This window comes from Methylobacterium brachiatum (genome assembly GCF_900113845.1).
Lineage (GTDB): Bacteria > Pseudomonadota > Alphaproteobacteria > Rhizobiales > Beijerinckiaceae > Methylobacterium > Methylobacterium brachiatum.
Genome location: NZ_FOQW01000002.1, coordinates 184,272 through 204,418 on the forward strand (window position 1 = coordinate 184,272; position 20,147 = coordinate 204,418).

Consider the following 20,147-nt stretch of genomic DNA (forward strand, 5'->3'; position numbering starts at 1 on the left):
CGGGCGTCCTTGATTCGGATCACCTCGGCTGCAGCCGCGAACGTGTGATGCAATCTTATGCGTCGGGGCGGCTCGGTTCACGCCAACAGTTGAGTCGGAATGCCGAGCGCCGGCCCGGCAGCAGCTAACCGTTGGTCGAGCGTATGCACCGTGGCGCCGTGCTCCGACGCAACAGCGAGGTGCAATGCGTCGCCGCCCCGAAGTCCGAGGGAGTACTGGTCCGCGAACTTCGCCGCCAACCGGAAATGGCTGGTCGTCACGCCAAGGACAGTGAAACTCTCGGCGAACAGTTGGGCGAATATGGCGAGTGCCGCCGCACGCTGTTCCAAGTTGACCTGTTTCGTCCGCACCTTGATGGCCATGGCCGAGGACATTTCGGTGATGGTCCAATCACTGATCAGAAGCTCGGCTTGGTTTTGCTCGGCCAGCCACGTCTGAACACGGGACGTCATCGCTTCATTCGAGAGCGCCGCGACGATCAGCGACGTATCGAGATAGATCATCAGTATCGGTCGCTGTCCCGCATCGACCGCACGAGATCGACGGCGCTCTCGGATTGTGGCGGCATCGCTGCCGTCAGCGCTTGAAGCAGCGCGAGGTCGATCGGCTTCCGCGGCTTCGTTACGGCTGTCAGTCGAGCAACCGGCTTGCCGCGACGGGTGATCTCAATCGAATCGCCTGCCTCGACCCGGTCGACCAGGGCGCTCAGTTGGGCCTTGGCATCTGCCAGCGTGATCGCGTCCATGCCGTGCTCCTGCCTATCGCAGTTCAAGTAGCGTGTTGCGCTTCGCAATTCGAGCAGGCCTGATCCGAGCCTGTCCGGAAAGTGCGACCTGTCGTTACGGCCCGCTCAGCAGCAACTCGGCCGCGATCACCCACATGGTGAGCGCGATCACGCCTTCGAGCACGCGCCAGGCGACCGGCTTGGCGAAGAGGGGCCGGAGGATGGCCGCGCCGTAGCCCAGCGAGAAGAAGAACGCGACCGAGGCCGTCATGGCACCGGCCGCGAAGGCGGGTTCCTGGCCCGGGAAGCGCGTCGAGATCGATCCGATCAGCAGCAGCGTATCGAGATAGACGTGCGGGTTGAGCCAGGTCAGCGCGAGGCATGTCGCCAGCGTCCGTCCGAGGCCGGCCGCGGATCCCGGCGCGGGTCGCAGCGCCTCGGTGGCCGCGAAGGCCGACCGGAGGCTGCGCGCCCCGTACCAGATCAGGAAGGCCGCCCCGGCATACAGCATCGCCGGCCTCAACCAGGGGGCGAGGACGACGAGGCTCCTGAAGCTGGTCACGCCCACCAGGATCAGGAGCGCGTCGGAGGTCGCGCAGGTGGCGCAGACCAGCGCCACGTGCTCGCCGCGCAGGCCCTGGCGCAGCACGAACGCGTTCTGCGCGCCGATCGCCAGGATCAGCCCGGCGCTGACGGAGAAACCGGTCAGGTAGACTTCGAACACGCGCTGTCGCTCATCGAGGGTCGAAGGTTCACGCCGCCGTCACTTCACATCGTCGTCTCGAGCGCGGCGAAGCAGACGAGGGCAGCACGCGATCGCGGGACGTAGCGCCACACGGGGTTGCTTCGCTGCGCTCGCAATGACGGTGAGGATGGCAGATCTCTCAAAGCCAAGGCCGCAGGGGAAGCGCGATCGCGTCCGGTGGGCCGGCACAAGCGGTCGCTCTGCAGCCCGACGCCCTGCGCGCTCTGCACGCATCGCTCACCGCCCGCATAGGACCGGCTCCAGGGCTGCCATGGCGGGCCGGTAGGCGGCGAGGTGCAGGCCGTCCCGGAGCGCGCCGGGCTTGGCGTACCCGGTGTCGCCGTCGCGGAGCATCGCGAACGGGTCCGCAAAAATGCAGCCGAGGCGGGTGCACAGGGTGTGCAGGCGTTGCGAGTAATCCGGTACGGCCGCGGCATCGAGGAAGCGAGCGCTCTCGCGACCGATGGGGGGGAGGGCGGTGACGACCACCCGAGGGCTCAAGGCCTGCAGGCGCTTCACGATCGCTTCCGCACTCACCGCGAAGCGTGCCGCCGCCTCGGCCGAGCGCGGATTGTTCTTGAGCAGGATGTCGTTGGTCCCGATCGTCAGCGCAGCGACTTTCGGATCGTGGCGGAAGGTCAGGCCGGCGAGGTGATCCTGATAGGCCGCGGCAGTCGCACCGCTGAAGCCGCCATTGATGAAGTCCAAACCGCAGGGTCGCTGGCCGCCGGGCTGCAGCTCCACCTGGGAGTCGCCGGCCCAGAACATGTAATCGGCCGGCGCCTCATCCAGGCTGACTTGGACGGCGATGCCGCGCATCACCGCGTAGGCGCGGGCATCCGCGGCGGGCTTGTGCAGGTGCCAGCCGGCAAGTCCGCCGAGCGCCAGCAGAACGAGGCCCGCGAGGACTGCGAAAAGGAGCCGCCTCACGGTTCGGCGCCGGCGCGGTCGACCTGCGCCTCGGGCCGCGAATCCGTCGTCGCGTAATACGGCTTGATGTCGAGGAGCGGTGTTCCGTCCAGGCAATCGAGCCCGCGCACGCGTAGACTATCGCCCTCCCGGGCGATCAGCTCGACCACCGACAGGGCGATCGGGTTGGGTCGGGCCGGGGAGCGCAGCGAGAAGGTCCCGCGCGGTCCGTCGGCGTGGCGCGGCTGCTGCACGATGAGGCCCCGGGTCGCCCGATCCATCCAGTAGAGCAGGATCAGATGGGTGCAGCCCGTGATGGAGCGCAGGCCGGGCGCGTAGGCCGCATCCACCTCGACGGTGCAGACAGCATCGCTCTGCAGGCCGTTCTTCGGGCAGTCCTGCCGCGCCTGCCAGGGGGTGCGCAGCCGGCCGATAAAGTGCAGGCCGGCATCGAAGCGCGCGGGCAGCGCCGCCATCTCCTCGCCGGGACGGATCCCGAACTCGTCCGTGCCCATGCATCCTCGCTCCAAGAACGCCGGGTTCTCGGGCAAGCGCCGTCTGGCCGCAAGCCCGGGTCGCGCGGCCGGGCGGGGCGGTGTAGATCCGGGCCGGGGACGGGAGGGTTCATGATCGAGCGGGAATTGCGTCCGATGCGAGCCGTCGCCGATGCCGGCAGCGCGGTCGACCGTCTGGCCGAGCTCTATGACGGCGCCGCCGAGGCCCTCCGGCAGGCGCTGGAGCGCTACCTCGCGGGCGGTCCGCCGCCGGACGCCACCGAGCGGCTCGCCTTCCGCTATCCCGAATTGCGGATCAGCTACCGCCCCGCCGGCCCGCTGCCGCGGGTGCGGCGGGCGACTGCCAAGCTCCAGGCGGCCGGAACCTACGCCACCACGGTGACGCATCCGGCCTTCTTCCGCCATTACCTGACCCGGCAGCTGCAACCGCTGATCGACGATTACGGCATCCAGATCGAGGTCGGCCTGAGCGCGCAGGAAATCCCCTATCCCTACGTCCTGGAGGCGGGGCTCGATGCACGCGGGAGCGCGGTGGACGGCGCCGAGCTCGCCACCTACTTCCCCGTCCCGCTCCTGTCGCTGGTGGGCGACGAGATCGCCGACGGGACCTTCGATCTCGCCCAGGGCGAGCCGCTGCCGCTGGCCCTGTTCGACGCCGTGCGGGTCGATTACTCGCTGCGCCGCCTGGTCCATTACACCGGCTGCGACTGGCGCGAGGTCCAGCCCTGGATCCTGCTGACCAACTATCACCGCTACGTCGACCAGTTCGTCCGCCACGGGCTCGAGCGCCTGGCCTCGGGCGAGGAAGGGTTCGAGCGGCTGGTCCTGCCCGGCGGCATCTCCGTGAGCCGCGCGGAGGCGGCCACGGCCGATCCCGCCGCGGTGATCGCCGCCTCACCGTGGCACCGGCACCAGATGCCGGCCTATCACCTCGTCGCCCGGGGCGCCGACGGGACCATGCAGGGCACGAGCCTGGTCAATATCGGGGTCGGCCCTTCGAACGCGAAGACGATCACCGACCATCTGGCGGTGCTGCGCCCGGATTGCTGGCTGATGGTCGGCCATTGCGGCGGCCTGCGTCAGTCGCAGACCATCGGCGACTACGTGCTCGCCCACGCCTATCTCCGCCGCGACCGGATTCTGGATGAGCTGGTGCCGCCTGACGTGCCTGTGCCGGCGCTCGCCGAGGTTCAGGTCGCGCTCCAGAGCGCCGCCGCCTCGGTAACCGGCGAGCAGGCCGACGCGCTCAAGCGACGCCTGCGGACCGGCACGGTGGTCACCTACGACGATCGCAACTGGGAGTTGCGATTCAGCCAGGAGCGGCGGCGGATCAACCAGTCGCGCGCCATCGCGGTGGACATGGAGAGCGGCACCGTGGCCGCGCAGGGCTTTCGCCTGCGCGTGCCGTATGGGGCGCTGCTCTGCGTTTCCGACAAGCCGCTTCACGGCGAGATCAAGCTGCCCGGTGCCGCCAATGCCTTCTATGACCGGGCGGTCTCCGAGCATCTGCGGGTCGGGCTGGCGGCCCTCGACGCGCTGCGGGCCGACCGGCACGGGCTGCATTCGCGCAAGCTGCGCAGCTTCGACGAGCCGCCGTTCCGATAAAGCGCGTTCCCCCCGCGCATACGGACAAGCTTTCGCGGCCTCTCGGTGCTGCATTGCCGAACAGCGACGGACTGACACGCCACGATCAATCATCGAGCGTGGATACGTGGGATCGATGGCACGTTGAAAAGTCATACTCCTCTCGAGGATTGGACTTTTCAATGAAGCGCTTTGCTTTCGCATCGACGGCACTTTTGGCGGCCTTCGCCTTCGTTCCCGCGAGCGCCGACGCCCGCGGATTCGGCGGCGGCGGCGGGTTTCACGGCGGCGGGTTCGGCGGTGGCGGCTTCCATGGTGGTGGCTTCGGCGGCGGTGGGTTCCGAGGCGGCGGACTGGGCGGTGGTGGACTTGCTGGTGGCGGGTTCCGCGGCGGCGGTCTGGGTGGCGGCGGCTTCCGCGGTGCCGGTCTCGCCGGCGGCGGGTTTCGTGGCGCGGGTGTCGGGGCACCCGGGATCGGTGTCGGCCGGGGCTTTGGCGGTGGCGGTTTCCAGCGCGGCGGAGGCGTCTATGGCGGGCGCGGCGTGATCGGAAACCGCGGCTTCGCCGGTCGGGGCTACGCCAATCGCGGTTATTACGGGCGGGGCTATGGCGGCTACGGGCGCGGCCTCGGTTACGGCTTGGCCGGCGTCGGACTTGGGCTGGGCGTCGGCTACGGCCTGGGTGGTTTCGGCTACGGCTATGACGATAGCTGTGCCGGCGGTTACGGCTACGGCTACGATCCCGCCTATTGCAGCACCTATGGTTACGGCTACTGAGCGCCGCACCTCTTAAAGTGGCCTCTCGACGGAAAAGCCTGGCCGGCAACGGCCGGGCTTTTCCATGTCTGGCTCAGGTCTCCGGACCCGTCAGCCTTCGTCTGCGGCGAAGGCTGCGTCGTGGAGTCCCGAATTGCGAACCATTCCAAACCGGCCCATGCCTGCGGCCGCACGTGGAGCCGGGGGGCGTGGATGAGCGGGGCGGCGACTATTCCGGCGACGGCGGCTTTGCTGGTCCTATGCATGGGTCTGTGGGCGACCGCGCTTCTGCCCGAGATCGTCACCGCGCTGGCCTTCTTCGGGCTGGCGATGCTGCTGCGTCTCGGCAGCGCCGCGACGGTGTTCTCCGGCTTCTCGGCCGCAGCCTTCTGGCTGGTCCTGTCCGGTATGGTGGTGGGTCAGGGCATGACCCGCACCGGCCTCGGCGCCCGGATGGCCCGGGCGCTGGCCGGGCGCCTCTCCGGTTCCTACGCGTACTTCATCGCCGGTCTGGTGACCTTGAGCTTCCTCATCGCCTTCGTAATGCCGTCCAATCTCGGCCGGATCGCCCTGATGATCCCGGTGACGCTGGCGCTCTGCGACGGGTTCGGGCTGGTGCCCGGCCGGCCGGGGCGGACCGGCGCCGTCCTGGCGGTGGGCGTGGCGACCCCGATCCTGTCGGCGGCGATCCTGCCGGCCAACGTGCCGAACCTCGTGATGGCCGGCTCGGCCGAGCAGGTGCTGGGCTTGCACCTCTCCTACCTGTCCTATCTCCTCCTGCACGCGCCGGTCCTGGCCCTGGTCAAGGGCGTGATGCTGGTGGTGCTGATCGTGCGGCTGTTCCCGGATCGCCTCAGCCACGGCGCCCAGGCCCTTCCCGTACTGCCGCCCGTCTCCGCGGCGGAGCGGCGCCTGGCGTTGATCCTGGCCTGCACCCTGGCCCTCTGGGTCACCGACAGCCTGCACGGCCTCGCCCCGGCCTGGGTCGGGCTCGCGGCCGCCGTGATCTGCCTGCTGCCGCGGATCGGGGTCCTGCCGCCCGAGTCGTTCCAGCAGGTGAACCTGCGGACCTGCTTCTATATCGCGGGGCTGCTCGGCTTGGTCGCTCTGGTCAACGAGACCGGGCTCGGGGCGCGGTTGGGCCATGGGCTGCTTGCAGTGGCGCCGCTCACCCCCGATGCGCCGACCCAGAACTTCGTGGTGCTGACCGGCATCAGCACCCTCTTGACGCTGCTGGTCACTGCCAACGGCGCGCCGGCCCTCTACACGGCGCTGGCGGGAGAGATGGTTCAGGCCAGCGGTCTCTCAGCGCTCGCCGTCGTGTCGATCCAGGTGATCGGCTACGCGACCCTGTTCTTCCCCTACCAGGCCCCACCCATCGTCTTCGCCAGCGAGCTCGGCGGCGTGCGCCTGCGGGACGCCACCCGACTCACCCTGGCCTTCGGCCTGGCCTCGCTCGTGGTCGCCGCCCCCCTCGATTACGCCTGGTGGCGGCTGCTGGGGCAACTCAAGTGACAGATCCGCCGCTCTATCAACACGCCCTCTGCATTGCGCCGCAGCATGACACATTGCGGCTTGCCGCCGGAGGCACTAGCGCTACCACCAGATTAGAGACGGTCCAGTTCGCAGCTGCGAGGCTTCAACCCAATGGCACCCACCGCGCGCCCGACAGTGGCACAGCCGCTTTCACCGCATCTCCAGATCTATCGCTGGACCTGGACGATGGCGATGTCGGTGTTTCACCGTATTACCGGCACCGCGCTCTATGGCGGGACTGCGCTGGTGGCGATCTGGCTCGTCGCGCTTGCATCCGGGCCGGTCGCCTATTCCTACGTGGCCGGCTTCTTCGGCTCGATCGTCGGCCGGCTGATCTTGTTCGCCTACACCTGGGTGCTGATGCACCACATGCTCGGCGGGCTGCGCCACCTGGTCTGGGACACCGGCGTCGGGTTCGACCGGGAGAAGCGCCTGAGCATGGCGCGCCTGACGCTGATCGGGTCCGTCGCGCTCACCATCGTCATCTGGGCGGTCGCCCTTCTGGTCCGCTGAGGAGGCCGGCATGGCTAAGGAAGAAATCCGCCAGGACACCCGCGTTTCCATCCGCACCCCGCGCGCCCGCGTCCGCGGCCTCGGCGTCGCCCATCACGGCGCCGGCCATTGGTGGCAGCAGCGGGTGACCGCGGCGGCGAACGTCGTCCTGATGCTGGCCTTCGTGGTGATCGTCGCCAGCATGGCCGGCCGGGGCTACGTCGAAGCGACGCACCTGATTGCCAAGCCCCTGGTCTCGATCATCCTGATCCTGGCGCTGCTGTCGGTGACCATCCACATGCGGATCGGCATGCAGGTGGTCATCGAGGATTACGTGCACGGCCAAGGCACGAAGATCGCCGCGGTGTTCGCCAACAACGCCTACGCGGTCCTGGTGGCCGTGGCCTGCCTCTACGCGGTCCTGCGCATCGGCTTCGGACAGCCGGCCTGAACCCCGCCATCACGCATTTCGAGGAGCCGACCATGGCCGCCAACGGCACAAACGGCAGCGGGCCTGCCTACACCATTCACGATCACGCCTTCGACGTGGTGATCATCGGCGCGGGCGGCGCGGGCCTGCGCGCCACCGTCGGCTGCTCCGAGGCCGGCCTGCGCACCGCCTGCATCACCAAGGTGTTCCCGACCCGCTCGCACACCGTGGCGGCGCAGGGCGGCATCTCGGCCTCGCTCGGCAATATGGGCCCGGACGATTGGCGCTGGCACATGTACGACACCGTCAAGGGGTCGGACTGGCTCGGCGACCAGGACGCGATCGAGTACCTCGTCCGCAACGCGCCGGCCGCCGTCTACGAGCTCGAGCATTGGGGCGTGCCCTTCTCGCGCACGGAAGAGGGCAAGATCTACCAGCGCCCGTTCGGTGGCATGACCACCGATTACGGCAAGGGTACCGCCCAGCGGACCTGCGCGGCGGCCGACCGCACCGGACACGCCATGCTGCACACCCTCTACGGGCAGGCGGTGAAGAACCAGACCGACTTCTTCATCGAGTATTTCGCCCTCGACCTGATCATGGACGAGGAGGGCCGCTGCCGCGGCGTCATCGCCCTCGACCAGGCCACCGGCGAGATCCACCGGTTCCGCGCCCAGCAGACCATCCTGGCCACGGGCGGCTACGGCCGCGCCTACTTCTCGGCGACCTCGGCCCATACCTGCACGGGCGACGGCAACGCCATGGTGCTGCGCGCCGGGCTGCCGCTCCAGGACATGGAGTTCGTGCAGTTCCACCCGACCGGCATCTACGGCGCCGGCTGCCTGATCACCGAGGGCTCGCGCGGCGAGGGCGGCTACCTGACCAATTCCGAGGGCGAGCGCTTCATGGAGCGCTACGCCCCCTCGGCCAAGGACCTCGCCTCGCGCGACGTGGTCTCGCGCTCCATGACCATGGAGATCCGCGACGGCCGCGGCGTCGGCAAGAACAAGGACCACATCTACCTGCACCTCGATCACCTCGACCCGAAGATCCTGCACGAGCGCCTGCCGGGCATCTCGGAGAGCGCGAAGATCTTCGCGGGCGTCGACGTGACCAAGGAGCCGATCCCGGTCATCCCGACCGTGCACTACAACATGGGCGGCATCCCCACGAACTATCACGGCGAGGTGCTCACCCTCCGCGACGGCAACCCCGACACGGTGGTGCCGGGCCTGATGGCGATCGGCGAGGCGGCCTGCGTCTCGGTCCACGGCGCCAACCGCCTCGGCTCCAACTCCCTGATCGACCTCGTGGTGTTCGGCCGCGCCGCCGGCAAGCGCTGCGCCGAGATCGTCGAGCCGAACGGCCGGGCCCAGGAACTGCCCAAGGGCGCCACCGACAAGGCGCTGGAGCGCCTCGACCGCTTCCGTCACGCCAACGGCTCGACGCCGACCGCCGAGCTGCGCGCCGAGATGCAGAAGACGATGCAGAACAACTGCGCCGTGTTCCGCACCGGCGAGGTCCTGGAGGAGGGCAAGGGCCTGATCCACAAGGTCTGGAACGCCGCCGCCGACGTGAAGATCACGGACCGGTCGCTGATCTGGAACACCGACCTCCTGGAGACCCTGGAGTTCGACAACCTGATCGGCCAGGCGGTGGTGACGATGGAATCGGCCGCCAACCGCAAGGAATCCCGCGGCGCCCATGCCCGCGAGGATTTCCCCGATCGCGACGACAAGGAGTGGATGAAGCACACCCTCTCCTGGCTCGACGAGGGCCGGCACCAGGTCAACATCGATTACCGGCCGGTGCACACCTACACGATGTCGAACGAGATCCAGTACATCGAGCCGAAGGCGCGCGTGTACTGAGGCCAACCATCACGATGCACGTGCCGATGCGCGGCGCGTGCATCCCCTCAGACCGGTTTCCGGTTCTGACCGATATTGCCGGATATAATCGCAATGGCCCAGTTCAACCTTCCGAAGAACTCCCAGATCACGCAGGGCCGCACCTGGGCGCCGCCGCCCGGCGCCAAGAACCTGCAGACCTTCAAGATCTACCGCTGGAACCCGGATGACGGGGCCAACCCGCGGATCGATACCTATCAGGTCGATCGCGACGATTGCGGCCCGATGGTGCTCGACGCGCTGCTGTGGATCAAGAACAAGGTCGACTCGACCCTGGTCTTCCGCCGCTCCTGCCGCGAGGGCATCTGCGGCTCCTGCGCCATGAACATCGAGGGCCAGAACGCGCTCGCCTGCACGATGGGCATCGACGAGTGCAAGAGCCCGGACAACGCCCTGCCGGTGATGACCCGCAAGGACAAGGACGGCGCGGTCCGGATCTACCCGCTGCCGCACATGCCGGTGCTGAAGGATCTGGTCCCCGACCTGACCAACTTCTACGCCCAGCACGCCGCGATCGAGCCCTGGCTGCAGACCGAGACGCCCGCCCCCGAGAAGGAGTGGCGCCAGACCCCCGAGGATCGGTCGAAGCTCGACGGCTTGTACGAGTGCATCCTGTGCGCGTGCTGCAGCACGTCCTGCCCGAGCTACTGGTGGAACGGCGACAAGTTCCTCGGCCCGGCGGCCCTGCTGCAGGCCTATCGCTGGCTGATCGATTCGCGCGACGAGAATACCGGCGACCGGCTCGATGCCCTGCACGATCCGTTCCGGCTCTACCGCTGCCACACGATCATGAACTGCGCCAACACCTGCCCCAAGAGCCTGAACCCGGCCAAAGCCATCGCCGAGATCAAGAAGATGATGGTCGAGCGGGTGGTCTGACCGCATACCGGTGAGGCGCCCCGGCCACACCGGGGCGAAAAGGCCGCTCCTCCGCAGCGGAGTCGGGGGCGGCCCAGGCGGTCGCCTTGCGGTCAGCGCATTTGGCACGGAGTCAGGGGTGAAGCGCCATTGCGCGCGCCCCCAAGCCTGATCCGAAGTGGTCCGATGCTGCGCCCGAGCCTGCCGATCTTCGCTGCCCTCTGCCTGAGCGCCACCCTGGGCGCCTGTGCGACGACCCGTCTGGAGAGCCCGAGGGGCCGGGCGCCGTCTCAGGCGTCCCTGGATGCCGTGCAGGCGGTCCCGTCGGGGACCGTGACGGCGGCGCCGCTCGCGCCCCCGCCTGGTGCGAGCGCGAGCCCCGACGCGCCGCCTCCGCCCGGCGCCCAGGCGAATGCCGCGCCGAACGGGCCGACGGTGATCGCTGAGCCGGTGGCGCCCCCCGCGCCGCCGCCGCCGGTGGTCACGAGCGGCCGCGCCTCGGTGGTCGGCAGCTGGGATGCCAAGGACGCCACGGGCGCGAGTTGCAAGGTCACCCTGTCCAGCGCACCGGCCCTCGACCTCTACAAGGCCTCCGCCTCCGGCTGTCCCAACAAGGACCTGGCACGGGTCTCGGCCTGGGACTTCCGCGACGGCGAGGTCTATCTCTACCAGCCGGGCGGCACCGTCGCGGCGCGTCTGCGCCAGGGCAACGGCGCACTCGAGGGGGCGCTGACCAAATCGGGCGCCACGCTCGCTCTGGCGCGCTGAGCCGGACGGCGCGGCCACGCACGTGGAGAGGGATCGGCCGCGACGGGCCGGTCCTGCATAAGGAATATGGTCTGGATTTCCGGCGCCGCGACGACCGCGCGCGCTTGGCGGCCAGCGCACCGCCCTTACATCAGGGCTTCCCACAGCGGTGCGCCCCAAAAATATGTTTTTGAATTGGCTTGAGCGCCGGGTCGATCCGTTCGCGCCCTTCGACGAGACGCGAACCCCGCCGCAGACGGTCCTCGGTTTCGCCGGCTTCTACCTGCGCCCGATTCGGGCGGCCCTGGCGGCCCTGTTCGTCATCGCGGTGGTGGCCGGAACGGTCGAGGCCTCGCTCTACCTGGTGATGCGCTGGTTCATCGACCTGCTCGCCACGGCCGACCGGGCCACCGTCCTGTCCGACCATGCGGTCGGGCTGGGCCTGGTATTCTTGCTGATCGCCCTGGTCCGGCCGCTCTCGATCTGGCTGCACGAGGTGCTGTCCAACCAGCTGATCGTGCCGCAATCGACCAGCCAGATCCGCTGGCGGGCGCATCTCTATACCCTGGGGCACGCGCTCTCGTATTTCCAGGGCGACTTCTCCGGCCGCCTCGCCAACCGGGTGGTGCAGGTCGGCCCGGCGGTGCGGGAGCTGGCAGTCGTGTTCATCGACACGCTGCTCTACGTGGCGATCTACGCCGTGACCGCTGTCGGCCTGTTCGGCTCGATCTCGCCGTGGCTCGCCCTGCCGGTTCTGATCTGGATCGCCGCCTACGCGGCCCTGACGACCTGGTTCGTGCCCCGGGCCCGCGCCCGCTCGCACAAGACCGCCGACACCCGCTCGGTCCTGATCGGCCGGATCGTCGACAGCTACACCAACATCCTGACCGTCAAGCTGTTCGCCCGTGACCGCGAGGAACGGGCCACGGTGCGCGACGCGGTCGAGGTCCATACCGACGCCTACCTGTACCAGTTCCGGCTGGTGACCCTGACCACCAGCCTGCTCGGCCTGCTGAACAGCACGCTGCTGATCGCCACCGGCGCGGCCTGCCTGATTCTCTGGCGCGACGGCGGCATGACCACCGGCGAGGCCTCGGCCGGGCTGGCCCTGATCCTGCGGCTCATCGCCATGTCCGGCTGGGTGATGCAGACGGTCCGCGGCGTGTTCGAGAATGTCGGGGTGATTCAAGAGAGCATGCAGACCATGGCGCGGCCGCACGCGCTGGTCGACGCCCCGGAGGCCCGGGACCTCGTCGTCAGCGGCGGCGAGATCCGGTTCGAGAATGTCGGATTCCATTACGGCCGCGGCGACGCCACCGTGATCGAGGATTTCAGCCTGACGATACGCCCCGGCGAGAAGGTCGGGCTGGTCGGGGTCAGCGGTGCGGGCAAGTCCACCCTGGCGAGCCTGCTGCTGCGCCTCTACGAGGTCGAGAGCGGGCGTATCCTGGTGGATGGCCAGGACATCGCCACCGTGACGCAGCAATCCCTGCGCGAGGCCATCGCCATGGTCAGCCAAGACACGTCGCTGCTGCACCGCTCGATCCGCGAGAATATTGCCTACGGCCGTCCGGGCGCCACACAGGAGCAGATCGAGCGCGCCGCGAAACTGGCCCATGCCGACCGGTTCATCGCCGATCTCATCGATCACAAGGGCCGCCGGGGTTACGACGCCCAGGTCGGCGAGCGCGGCGTCAAGCTCTCCGGCGGCCAGCGCCAGCGCATCGCCATCGCCCGAGTGATGCTGAAGGACGCACCGATTCTGATTCTCGACGAGGCGACCTCGGCCCTCGACAGCGAGGTCGAGGTGGCGATCCAGGACTCGCTCGACACGCTGATGGCCGGCAAGACCGTGGTGGCGATCGCCCACCGCCTGTCCACCATCGCGGCGCTCGACCGCCTCGTGGTGATCGACCGCGGCCGAATCGTCGAGGAGGGCACCCATGCCGAGCTGGTCGCCCGCGGCGGCGTCTATGCCGGGCTCTGGGCCCGCCAGTCGGGCGGCTTCCTGGACGGCGGAGCGGCGCAGTTCGACGACGCCGTGGCGTAGCGATGCGGCCGAACTGGCATTCGGCAACATATGACAACGATCGTGACCTAACCGCCTCGCGAGGCCCTCTCTGGCAGCTTGACTTGGGGGTGGCACACGGTCTCATTGCTCAGATTAGAACGATAATGCTTTGATCGCGGCCCGGCCGGGAAATCAGGGCAGGGCACCTGCGGCCCTCACGCCAACGCACGGAGTTCCGAATCTTGGCGACCACCTCCGCCACTGCTCCCGCGACCCGGGATGGCAGCGCCCGAACGGACGGCCCCCACGAGGGCAGCCGCCGTGATTTCCTGTTCCTCGCCACCGGGGCCGGACTCGCGGTCGGGGCCGCCGCTACGGTCTGGCCGCTGATCTCGTCGATGGCGCCCGATGCCGAGACGATCGCGGCCGGCGCGCCGATCGATGTCGATCTGACACCGATCCAGGACGGCCAAATCATCAACGTGTTCTGGCGCGGCAAGCTGATCTTCGTGCGCAAGCTCACGGCCAAGGAGGTGACCGACATGCAGGCGGTCCCGCTCACGGCCATGATCGACCCCGCGCCCTTCCCGACGCGGGTCAAGAACGGCCACGACCAGTGGCTGGTCGTCTACGGCAACTGCACGCATCTCGGCTGCGTGCCGATCGGCCACCAGGGCAATTTCGAGGGGTGGGCCTGCCCCTGCCACGGCTCGCAGTTCGACGCCGTCGGGCGCGTCCGCCACGGACCGGCACCGATCAACCTGCCGATCCCGCCCTACGCCTTCGAGACGGATACCAAGATCCGGATCGGCGAGGGTGGCAAGGAAGCGGCGTGAGAAGGACGCGGACATGAGCGGAACTGCCAGCACCTACGTCCCGAAGAGCCGCGTCGCCAAGTGGTTCGAGGCCCGGCTGCCGATCGCCGGGCTCGTGCACTCGTCCTTCATCGCCTATCCCGTCCCGCGAAACCTCAATTATTTCTGGACCTTCGGGGCCATCCTGGCCGCCTTCCTGGGGATCCAGATCGTCACCGGCGTCTGGCTGGCGATGCACTACGAGCCCTCGGCGACGGGCGCGTTCAATTCCGTCGAAAAGATCATGCGCGACGTCAATTACGGCTGGCTGCTGCGCTACGCGCACGCCAACGGCGCATCGATGTTCTTCGTCGCCGTCTATCTGCACATGTTCCGGGCGCTGTATTACGGGTCATACAAGGCCCCGCGCGAGGTGCTCTACATCCTCGGCGTGATCATCTACCTGCTGATGATGGCCACGGCCTTCCTCGGCTACACGCTGCCCTGGGGTCAGATGAGCTTCTGGGGCGCCACGGTCATCACCAACATCCTGGCGGCGATCCCGGTGGTGGGCGACACCATCCAGACGCTGCTCTGGGGCGGCTACTCGGTGGGCAATCCGACCGTGAACCGCTTCTTCTCGCTGCACTACCTGCTGCCCTGGATGATCGCCGGCGTGGTCGTGCTGCACGTCTGGGCCCTGCACGTCACCGGCCAGAACAACCCGGCCGGCATCCCAATCAAGTCGGGCAAGGACGCTGTGCCGTTCACGCCCTACGCAACCATCAAGGACGTGTTCGCGACCTGCGTGTTCATGATCCTGTTCGCCTGGTTCCTGTTCTACCAGCCGAACTACCTGGGCCATGCCGACAACTACATCGCGGCCAACCCCGCGGTGACGCCGGCGCATATCGTCCCCGAATGGTACTTCCTGCCGTTCTACGCGATCCTGCGCGCGGTCCCGAGCAAGCTCGGCGGCGTCATCCTGATGTTCTCGGCGGTGCTCATCCTGGCCTTCGCGCCGTGGCTGGATACGTCGCGGGTTCGGTCCTGCAACTACCGGCCGATCTACCGGCAGTTCTTCTGGGTGTTCATCGGCGCGACGCTGCTGCTCGGGTGGCTCGGCTCGCAGCCGCCGGAGGGGGGCTACGTCCTCGCCGCGCAGGTCTGCACGGCCTACTACTTCGCGCACTTCCTGATCGTGATGCCCCTCTGCGGCCTGTTCGAGACGCCGAAGGCGCTCCCCGGGTCGATCCTGGAGAGTGTCACGGGGCCGGGCAAACAGGTGAGTGGATCGGGTATGCCGGCGGGCGCCGCCGCCGCTCCGACCACCAAAGGCTGACGGGCTGACGACGGAACCATGATGATGACCCGCGTCCTCTCGACCACCGCCGCCGTCGCTCTCGCGGCGCTCCTGTTCGGCGCCGCGCCGGCCTCTGCGGAGGACGGGCATGGCGGCCCGATCCCGGGCCGCGTGAACTGGAGCTTCGCCGGCACGTTCGGCCGGTTCGACACCGCGCAGTTGCAGCGCGGCTTCCAGGTCTACAAGGAAGTCTGCTCCTCCTGCCACTCGATGAAGCTGGTCGCCTTCCGCAATCTCGCCCAGGAAGGCGGCCCGCATTTCTCCGCCGCGCAGGTCAAGGCCCTGGCCGCGACCTATCAGGTCAAGGACGGCCCGAACGATGCCGGCGAGATGTTCGACCGGCCGGGCCGGCCGGCCGACACGTTCCCGCCGCCCTTCCCGAACGACCAGGCCGCGGCGGCTGCCAACGGCGGCAAAGCGCCGCCCGATTTCTCGGTGATCGCCAAGGCGCGGACCTATTCCCGCGGCTCGCTCTACTTCCTGACCGACTGGCTGCCGTTCGTCGGATATTCCGAGCACGGGCCCGACTACATCCATGCCCTGCTCAACGGCTACGAGGAGCCCCCGAAGGACTTCTCCGTTCCCGATGGCGGCCACTACAACAAGTACTATCCCGGCCACATCATCGCGATGCCGCCGCCGATCACGGACGGGCAGGTCACCTACGCCAAGGGCGAGGATGGCCAGCCCGTGGTCCCCGAGACCGTGGACCAGTACGGCAAGGACGTCTCGGCCTTCCTGATGTGGGCGGCCGAGCCGCACATGATGGACCGTAAGGCTCTGGGCTTCCGGGTCATCCTGTTCCTGATCGTCATGTCGGGGCTGCTCTACTACGTGAAGAAGAAGATCTGGGCCGATGTCGGCGGCGAGGTCCACGGCCTCCAGCCGGAGCTGCACAAGACCTTCTGAGCCGGCTCCGCACCGACTTTGCCGGATGGGCCTCCTTCGGGGGGCCCATCTTTTTTGGGCGGGGGCTGCGTGCTACCGCTCGGCGAGCGCGGCCGTCCGCCTTCCGGCGGGGCAGATCCCATTCCCCCCTCATCCAGAGGTGCCCGCGCCGGCGGGCCGCGAAGGAGGGGTCCAGGGATCGCTTCGCGCTATGGAGGCTCCTTCGCGGCCTCCGCTTCGCCCCGGCACCTCAGGATGAGGTGGCGGATGGGACATCCGACGCCCCGGCGGCGGCGCCACGACAGTAGGACAAGCGGCATGACGGCAGCGGTGCTCGGGGTGATGGGCGGGTCCGGCGTCTACGATCTGCCGGGGCTCGAGGACGTGCGCGAGGAACGCGTCGCCTCGCCCTGGGGCGAACCCTCGGACGCCCTGCGCATCGGGCGGATCGGGAATACCCGGATCGTGTTCCTGGCCCGCCATGGCCGGGGCCACCGGTTGTCGCCGTCCGGCATCAATTACCGCGCGAATATCGATGCGATGAAGCGCGCCGGCGTCACCGACCTCGTGGCGCTCTCGGCCTGCGGATCGTTTCGCGAGGACTTACCGCCGGGCCTGTTCGTGCTGGTCGACCAGTTCGTCGACCGGACGCATGGGCGCGCCTCCTCGTTCTTCGGCGACGGCTGCGTCGCGCATGTCTCCGTCGCGCACCCGGTCGGCCCGGCGCTGCAGGCGCGGATCGCCACGGCCGCCAAGGCCGAGGACATCGCGGTCCATCGCGGCGGCACCTATGTCTGCATGGACGGGCCGCAATTCTCATCGCTCGCCGAATCCCGCGCCTACAAGGCGCAGGGCTTCGACGTGATCGGCATGACCAACATGCCCGAGGCCAAGCTCGCCCGCGAGGCCGAGATCACCTACGCCACGATCGCGATGGTCACCGACTACGATTGCTGGCACCCCGGCCACGATGCCGTGGACGTCGCCGCGGTGATCGCGGTCGCCCGGACCAATGCCGACAAGGCGGCCCGCTTGGTGGCGCGGCTCGCCCGCGACTTCCCGGCCGAGCGTGAGCCGTGCCCGGCGGGCTCGCACCGCGCCCTCGACGGCGCGATCATGACCGCGCCGACCGCCCGCGATCCGGCGCTGCTCGCCAAGCTCGACGCGGTGGCGGGGCGGGTGCTCCAGGGATAGGGCGGCTTCACCCTTTCCATTCCGGACGAACTCACACTAGAACGCGCTCGCGGCCCCTGGCCGGCCCCGACGCAAAGTCCGAAACAAGATGCGCAGCGCCTCCATCAGCCGGAAGACCGCCGAGACCGATATCGCGGTCAGCGTCGGCCTCGACGGGACCGGGCAGTCGAAGATCGCCACCGGCATCGGCTTCCTCGACCATATGCTCGACCTGTTCGCGCGGCACGGCCTGTTCGACCTGGAGGTCAAGGTCGACGGCGACCTGCATATCGACCAGCACCACTCGGCCGAGGATTGCGGCATCGCGCTGGGCCAGGCCTTCGCCAAGGCGCTCGGCGACAAGCGCGGGGTGACGCGCTACGCCGACATCCACCTGCCGATGGACGAGGCGCTGACCCGGGTCTGCGTCGACATCTCGGGCCGGCCGTTCCTCGTGTTCCGCACCACCTTCCGGGTCGAGAAGATCGGCCAGTTCGACACCGAGCTGGTGCGCGAGTGGTTCCAGGCCTTCGCGATGAATGCCGGGCTGACGCTGCACGTCGAGACCCTGTACGGCGACAACGCGCACCACATTGCCGAGAGCTGCTTCAAAGGGCTGGCCCGGGCCTTGCGGAAGTCGGTGGCGATCGACCCCCGCGAGGAGGGGCGCGTTCCCTCCACGAAGGGCTCCCTGTAGACCAAGGTTTCGTCGCGCTCCCGAATGGTCGTTCCGGCCGTCGGCGAACGCTCTCACCGGGAGTTCCGCGATGCGGATGCGCAGCTACACGCTCCACCTGCCGGCCGATGCGCGGCCGGGCGAATCCATCGGCCTGGAGCGGGCGTTGCTCGTGCGGGACGGATTCTCCTGGCCGGCCTTCGCGTTCAGCGTGCTCTGGTTCCTCTATCACCGCCTCTGGATCGCGGCACTGATCGTGCTCGCCGGCCTGATGGCGCTCGCCGGCCTCGGCCATGCCCTCGGGCTGCCCCCGGGTATCGCCACCCTCGTGACCCTGCTGGCCTCCTGGCTGATCGGCCTCGAGGCGTCGAGCCTGCGCCGCTGGACCCTGACGCGCCGGGGATGGCCGGCGCGGGACGCCGTCATGGCCGCCACCGCCGAGGAAGCCGAAGCCAAGGCGCTGGGCCGCTGGCTCGACGCCACCGCGCCGGCGCCCCGCCCGCCGTTCCCGGCCGGCCCGACCCGTCGCAGCGAGCCGGTGATCGGCCTGTTCCCCGCCCAGGAAATTGCCCGGTGAGTGGCAGGTCGAGACGCGCATGAGCACCGAGACGGTCGCGATCATCGATTACGGGTCGGGCAACCTCCATTCGGCCGCCAAGGCGTTCGAGCGCGCAGCCCGTGAGGCCGGGCGCGACGCGCGCATCCGTCTGACCTCCGACCCGGCCGTCGTGGCCGCCGCCGACCGCGTCGTGCTGCCGGGCGTCGGCGCCTACGCGGATTGCCGGCGCGGGCTCGATTCCGTCCCCGGCATGGTCGAGGCCATGACCGAGGTGGCGCAGGTCGCCGGCCGGCCGTTCCTCGGCATCTGCGTCGGCATGCAGCTGCTTGCGAGCCGCGGGCTGGAATACGAGACGACGCCCGGTCTCGGCTGGATCCCGGGCGATGTCGCGCCGATCCGCCCATCCGACCCGGCGCTCAAGATCCCCCATATGGGCTGGAACACGCTGCGGATCGCGCGCGACCACGCGTTGCTCACCGGCATTCCCACCGGTGAGGACGGCCTGCACGCCTATTTCGTGCACAGCTTCGCGCTGGCCGCGGAACGCCCGGAGGATGTCGTGGCCCAGGCCGATTACGGCGGTCCCGTCACCGCAATGGTCGCCCGCGGCAATGTCGCCGGCACACAATTCCACCCCGAGAAGAGTCAGCGCCTCGGCCTGGCGCTCATCGCGAATTTTCTGACCTGGCGCCCCTGAACGCGCTCCGGATTCGGCGAGAAGGAAGACAGCACCCGTGATCCTGTACCCGGCGATCGACCTGAAGGAGGGACGCTGCGTCCGCCTCGTCCAGGGGGACATGGCGCAGGCCAAGATCTTCGGCGACGATCCGGCCGCGCAGGCCGCGACCTTCGAGGAGCAGGGCTTTCCCTGGCTCCACGTGGTCGATCTGGACGGCGCCTTCGCGGGCGCGCCGCGCAACGCCGCCGCAGTGGACGCGATCCTGGCCCGGGTCGGCATCCCGGTGCAGCTCGGCGGCGGCATCCGCGAAATGAAGACGCTCGAGGGCTGGCTCGCCAAGGGCGTCGCCCGGGTGATCATCGGCACGGCCGCGGTGCGCGATCCCGCCTTCGTCCGCGAGGCGGCGCGCCTGCATCCCGGCAAGATCGCGGTGGGCATCGACGCCAAAGATGGGCGCGTGGCCGTCGAGGGCTGGGCGCAGACCTCCAGCATGACCGCCGAGGAGCTCGGCCGTCGCTTCGAGGATGCCGGCGTCGCGGCGATCATCTACACCGACATCGCCCGCGACGGCATCCTGAAGGGTCTCAACGTCGAGATGACCCTGGCGCTGGCCCAGGCCGTGCGCATCCCGGTGATCGCGTCGGGAGGCCTCGCCTCCATCGACGACGTGCACCGGCTGCTCCAGCCCGATTGCGCCCTCATCGCCGGCGCCATCACCGGACGGGCCCTCTATGATGGCCGCATCGACCCGCAGGCGGCGCTCGCCGCCATCGCGCAGGCCCGCGGCCCGGCGGCGTGA

At 68.9% G+C, this 20,147-nt stretch carries 22 protein-coding genes; 17 read left to right on the forward strand and 5 right to left on the reverse strand.

What is annotated here, in order from left to right; all coding sequences use genetic code 11:
* Nucleotides 1–77: 77 nt before the first annotated feature.
* The 5 genes from BMZ47_RS00800 to tsaA form a co-directional block, all read right to left on the reverse strand.
* Entirely contained in the window at nucleotides 78–503 is a 426-nt protein-coding gene (locus BMZ47_RS00800; RefSeq protein WP_091857619.1) for a type II toxin-antitoxin system VapC family toxin, read from the reverse strand.
* The gene (locus BMZ47_RS00805) at nucleotides 503–745 is read right to left on the reverse strand and encodes a type II toxin-antitoxin system Phd/YefM family antitoxin (protein WP_091857626.1); all 243 of its coding nucleotides are present in this window, start codon (nucleotides 743–745) and stop codon (nucleotides 503–505) included. The genes BMZ47_RS00800 and BMZ47_RS00805 overlap by 1 nt, the downstream gene beginning before the upstream one ends.
* Nucleotides 746–839: 94 nt before the next feature.
* Entirely contained in the window at nucleotides 840–1,448 is a 609-nt protein-coding gene (locus tag BMZ47_RS00810) for a LysE/ArgO family amino acid transporter (protein WP_091857628.1), read from the reverse strand.
* A gap of 258 nt (nucleotides 1,449–1,706) precedes the next feature.
* Nucleotides 1,707–2,399, reverse strand: a complete 693-nt coding sequence (locus BMZ47_RS00815) for an SGNH/GDSL hydrolase family protein (RefSeq protein ID WP_091857630.1) — start codon at nucleotides 2,397–2,399, stop codon at nucleotides 1,707–1,709.
* Nucleotides 2,396–2,893, reverse strand: a complete 498-nt coding sequence (tsaA, locus tag BMZ47_RS00820; protein WP_091857632.1) for a tRNA (N6-threonylcarbamoyladenosine(37)-N6)-methyltransferase TrmO — start codon at nucleotides 2,891–2,893, stop codon at nucleotides 2,396–2,398. Before tsaA ends, BMZ47_RS00815 begins: the two co-directional genes overlap by 4 nt.
* 111 nt (nucleotides 2,894–3,004) lie before the next feature.
* Between tsaA and BMZ47_RS00825 the strand changes: the two genes are divergently transcribed.
* From BMZ47_RS00825 to hisA, 17 genes are all read left to right on the forward strand, one after another.
* Nucleotides 3,005–4,498: an AMP nucleosidase gene (locus tag BMZ47_RS00825; RefSeq protein ID WP_091857634.1), complete on the forward strand. Its 1,494-nt coding sequence runs from the start codon at nucleotides 3,005–3,007 to the stop codon at nucleotides 4,496–4,498.
* A gap of 161 nt (nucleotides 4,499–4,659) precedes the next feature.
* Entirely contained in the window at nucleotides 4,660–5,253 is a 594-nt protein-coding gene (locus BMZ47_RS00830; RefSeq protein WP_091857636.1) for a hypothetical protein, read from the forward strand.
* 192 nt (nucleotides 5,254–5,445) lie between these two features.
* On the forward strand, nucleotides 5,446–6,747 hold the full coding sequence (locus BMZ47_RS00835; RefSeq protein ID WP_091857639.1) for an SLC13 family permease: 1,302 nt from the start codon (nucleotides 5,446–5,448) through the stop codon (nucleotides 6,745–6,747).
* A gap of 132 nt (nucleotides 6,748–6,879) precedes the next feature.
* Nucleotides 6,880–7,281, forward strand: a complete 402-nt coding sequence (gene sdhC, locus BMZ47_RS00840) for a succinate dehydrogenase, cytochrome b556 subunit (protein ID WP_091857641.1) — start codon at nucleotides 6,880–6,882, stop codon at nucleotides 7,279–7,281.
* Between the two features lie 10 nt (nucleotides 7,282–7,291).
* Nucleotides 7,292–7,711 carry a succinate dehydrogenase, hydrophobic membrane anchor protein gene (gene sdhD / locus BMZ47_RS00845; protein WP_007564302.1) on the forward strand — a complete coding sequence of 140 codons (420 nt, stop codon included), beginning with the start codon at nucleotides 7,292–7,294 and terminating at the stop codon, nucleotides 7,709–7,711.
* A gap of 32 nt (nucleotides 7,712–7,743) precedes the next feature.
* The gene (gene sdhA / locus BMZ47_RS00850) at nucleotides 7,744–9,561 is read left to right on the forward strand and encodes a succinate dehydrogenase flavoprotein subunit (protein WP_091857642.1); all 1,818 of its coding nucleotides are present in this window, start codon (nucleotides 7,744–7,746) and stop codon (nucleotides 9,559–9,561) included.
* A gap of 93 nt (nucleotides 9,562–9,654) precedes the next feature.
* Complete coding sequence (locus tag BMZ47_RS00855; protein ID WP_007564306.1) at nucleotides 9,655–10,479, forward strand: succinate dehydrogenase iron-sulfur subunit; 825 nt, start codon at nucleotides 9,655–9,657, stop codon at nucleotides 10,477–10,479.
* Nucleotides 10,480–10,644: 165 nt separating this feature from the next.
* Nucleotides 10,645–11,226: an AprI/Inh family metalloprotease inhibitor gene (locus BMZ47_RS00860; RefSeq protein ID WP_091857644.1), complete on the forward strand. Its 582-nt coding sequence runs from the start codon at nucleotides 10,645–10,647 to the stop codon at nucleotides 11,224–11,226.
* A 163-nt stretch (nucleotides 11,227–11,389) separates the two neighbouring features.
* Nucleotides 11,390–13,255, forward strand: a complete 1,866-nt coding sequence (locus tag BMZ47_RS00865) for an ABC transporter ATP-binding protein (protein ID WP_091857647.1) — start codon at nucleotides 11,390–11,392, stop codon at nucleotides 13,253–13,255.
* A gap of 203 nt (nucleotides 13,256–13,458) precedes the next feature.
* Nucleotides 13,459–14,052 (forward strand): ubiquinol-cytochrome c reductase iron-sulfur subunit, encoded by a 594-nt coding sequence (gene petA, locus BMZ47_RS00870; RefSeq protein WP_091857649.1) that lies wholly within the window; start codon nucleotides 13,459–13,461, stop codon nucleotides 14,050–14,052.
* Between the two features lie 13 nt (nucleotides 14,053–14,065).
* A complete protein-coding gene (locus BMZ47_RS00875; RefSeq protein WP_091857651.1) occupies nucleotides 14,066–15,352 on the forward strand; it encodes a cytochrome b in 1,287 nt (428 codons plus the stop codon).
* 21 nt (nucleotides 15,353–15,373) lie between these two features.
* Entirely contained in the window at nucleotides 15,374–16,282 is a 909-nt protein-coding gene (locus BMZ47_RS00880) for a cytochrome c1 (RefSeq protein WP_370881351.1), read from the forward strand.
* A gap of 297 nt (nucleotides 16,283–16,579) precedes the next feature.
* Nucleotides 16,580–17,455 carry an S-methyl-5'-thioadenosine phosphorylase gene (locus BMZ47_RS00885; protein ID WP_007564318.1) on the forward strand — a complete coding sequence of 292 codons (876 nt, stop codon included), beginning with the start codon at nucleotides 16,580–16,582 and terminating at the stop codon, nucleotides 17,453–17,455.
* Nucleotides 17,456–17,543: 88 nt separating this feature from the next.
* Nucleotides 17,544–18,131 (forward strand): imidazoleglycerol-phosphate dehydratase HisB, encoded by a 588-nt coding sequence (gene hisB / locus BMZ47_RS00890; RefSeq protein ID WP_091857655.1) that lies wholly within the window; start codon nucleotides 17,544–17,546, stop codon nucleotides 18,129–18,131.
* A 76-nt stretch (nucleotides 18,132–18,207) separates the two neighbouring features.
* Nucleotides 18,208–18,687, forward strand: coding sequence for a DUF2628 domain-containing protein (locus BMZ47_RS00895; RefSeq protein ID WP_244536715.1), 480 nt, complete (start codon nucleotides 18,208–18,210; stop codon nucleotides 18,685–18,687).
* A gap of 19 nt (nucleotides 18,688–18,706) precedes the next feature.
* Complete coding sequence (hisH, locus tag BMZ47_RS00900) at nucleotides 18,707–19,366, forward strand: imidazole glycerol phosphate synthase subunit HisH (protein WP_091857659.1); 660 nt, start codon at nucleotides 18,707–18,709, stop codon at nucleotides 19,364–19,366.
* 37 nt (nucleotides 19,367–19,403) lie between these two features.
* The gene (hisA, locus tag BMZ47_RS00905; protein ID WP_091857660.1) at nucleotides 19,404–20,147 is read left to right on the forward strand and encodes a 1-(5-phosphoribosyl)-5-[(5-phosphoribosylamino)methylideneamino]imidazole-4-carboxamide isomerase; all 744 of its coding nucleotides are present in this window, start codon (nucleotides 19,404–19,406) and stop codon (nucleotides 20,145–20,147) included.

Coding starts and splice junctions, on each gene's coding strand:
- BMZ47_RS00800 (WP_091857619.1), bottom strand. CDS start 503: ATGATCTATCTCGATACGTCGCTGATCGTCGCGGCGCTCTCGAATGAA.
- BMZ47_RS00805 (WP_091857626.1), bottom strand. CDS start 745: ATGGACGCGATCACGCTGGCAGATGCCAAGGCCCAACTGAGCGCCCTG.
- tsaA (WP_091857632.1), bottom strand. CDS start 2,893: ATGGGCACGGACGAGTTCGGGATCCGTCCCGGCGAGGAGATGGCGGCG.
- BMZ47_RS00825 (WP_091857634.1), top strand. CDS start 3,005: ATGATCGAGCGGGAATTGCGTCCGATGCGAGCCGTCGCCGATGCCGGC.
- BMZ47_RS00830 (WP_091857636.1), top strand. CDS start 4,660: ATGAAGCGCTTTGCTTTCGCATCGACGGCACTTTTGGCGGCCTTCGCC.
- BMZ47_RS00835 (WP_091857639.1), top strand. CDS start 5,446: ATGAGCGGGGCGGCGACTATTCCGGCGACGGCGGCTTTGCTGGTCCTA.
- sdhC (WP_091857641.1), top strand. CDS start 6,880: ATGGCACCCACCGCGCGCCCGACAGTGGCACAGCCGCTTTCACCGCAT.
- sdhD (WP_007564302.1), top strand. CDS start 7,292: ATGGCTAAGGAAGAAATCCGCCAGGACACCCGCGTTTCCATCCGCACC.
- sdhA (WP_091857642.1), top strand. CDS start 7,744: ATGGCCGCCAACGGCACAAACGGCAGCGGGCCTGCCTACACCATTCAC.
- BMZ47_RS00855 (WP_007564306.1), top strand. CDS start 9,655: ATGGCCCAGTTCAACCTTCCGAAGAACTCCCAGATCACGCAGGGCCGC.
- BMZ47_RS00860 (WP_091857644.1), top strand. CDS start 10,645: ATGCTGCGCCCGAGCCTGCCGATCTTCGCTGCCCTCTGCCTGAGCGCC.
- BMZ47_RS00865 (WP_091857647.1), top strand. CDS start 11,390: ATGTTTTTGAATTGGCTTGAGCGCCGGGTCGATCCGTTCGCGCCCTTC.
- BMZ47_RS00875 (WP_091857651.1), top strand. CDS start 14,066: ATGAGCGGAACTGCCAGCACCTACGTCCCGAAGAGCCGCGTCGCCAAG.
- BMZ47_RS00880 (WP_370881351.1), top strand. CDS start 15,374: ATGATGACCCGCGTCCTCTCGACCACCGCCGCCGTCGCTCTCGCGGCG.
- BMZ47_RS00885 (WP_007564318.1), top strand. CDS start 16,580: ATGACGGCAGCGGTGCTCGGGGTGATGGGCGGGTCCGGCGTCTACGAT.
- hisB (WP_091857655.1), top strand. CDS start 17,544: ATGCGCAGCGCCTCCATCAGCCGGAAGACCGCCGAGACCGATATCGCG.
- BMZ47_RS00895 (WP_244536715.1), top strand. CDS start 18,208: ATGCGCAGCTACACGCTCCACCTGCCGGCCGATGCGCGGCCGGGCGAA.
- hisH (WP_091857659.1), top strand. CDS start 18,707: ATGAGCACCGAGACGGTCGCGATCATCGATTACGGGTCGGGCAACCTC.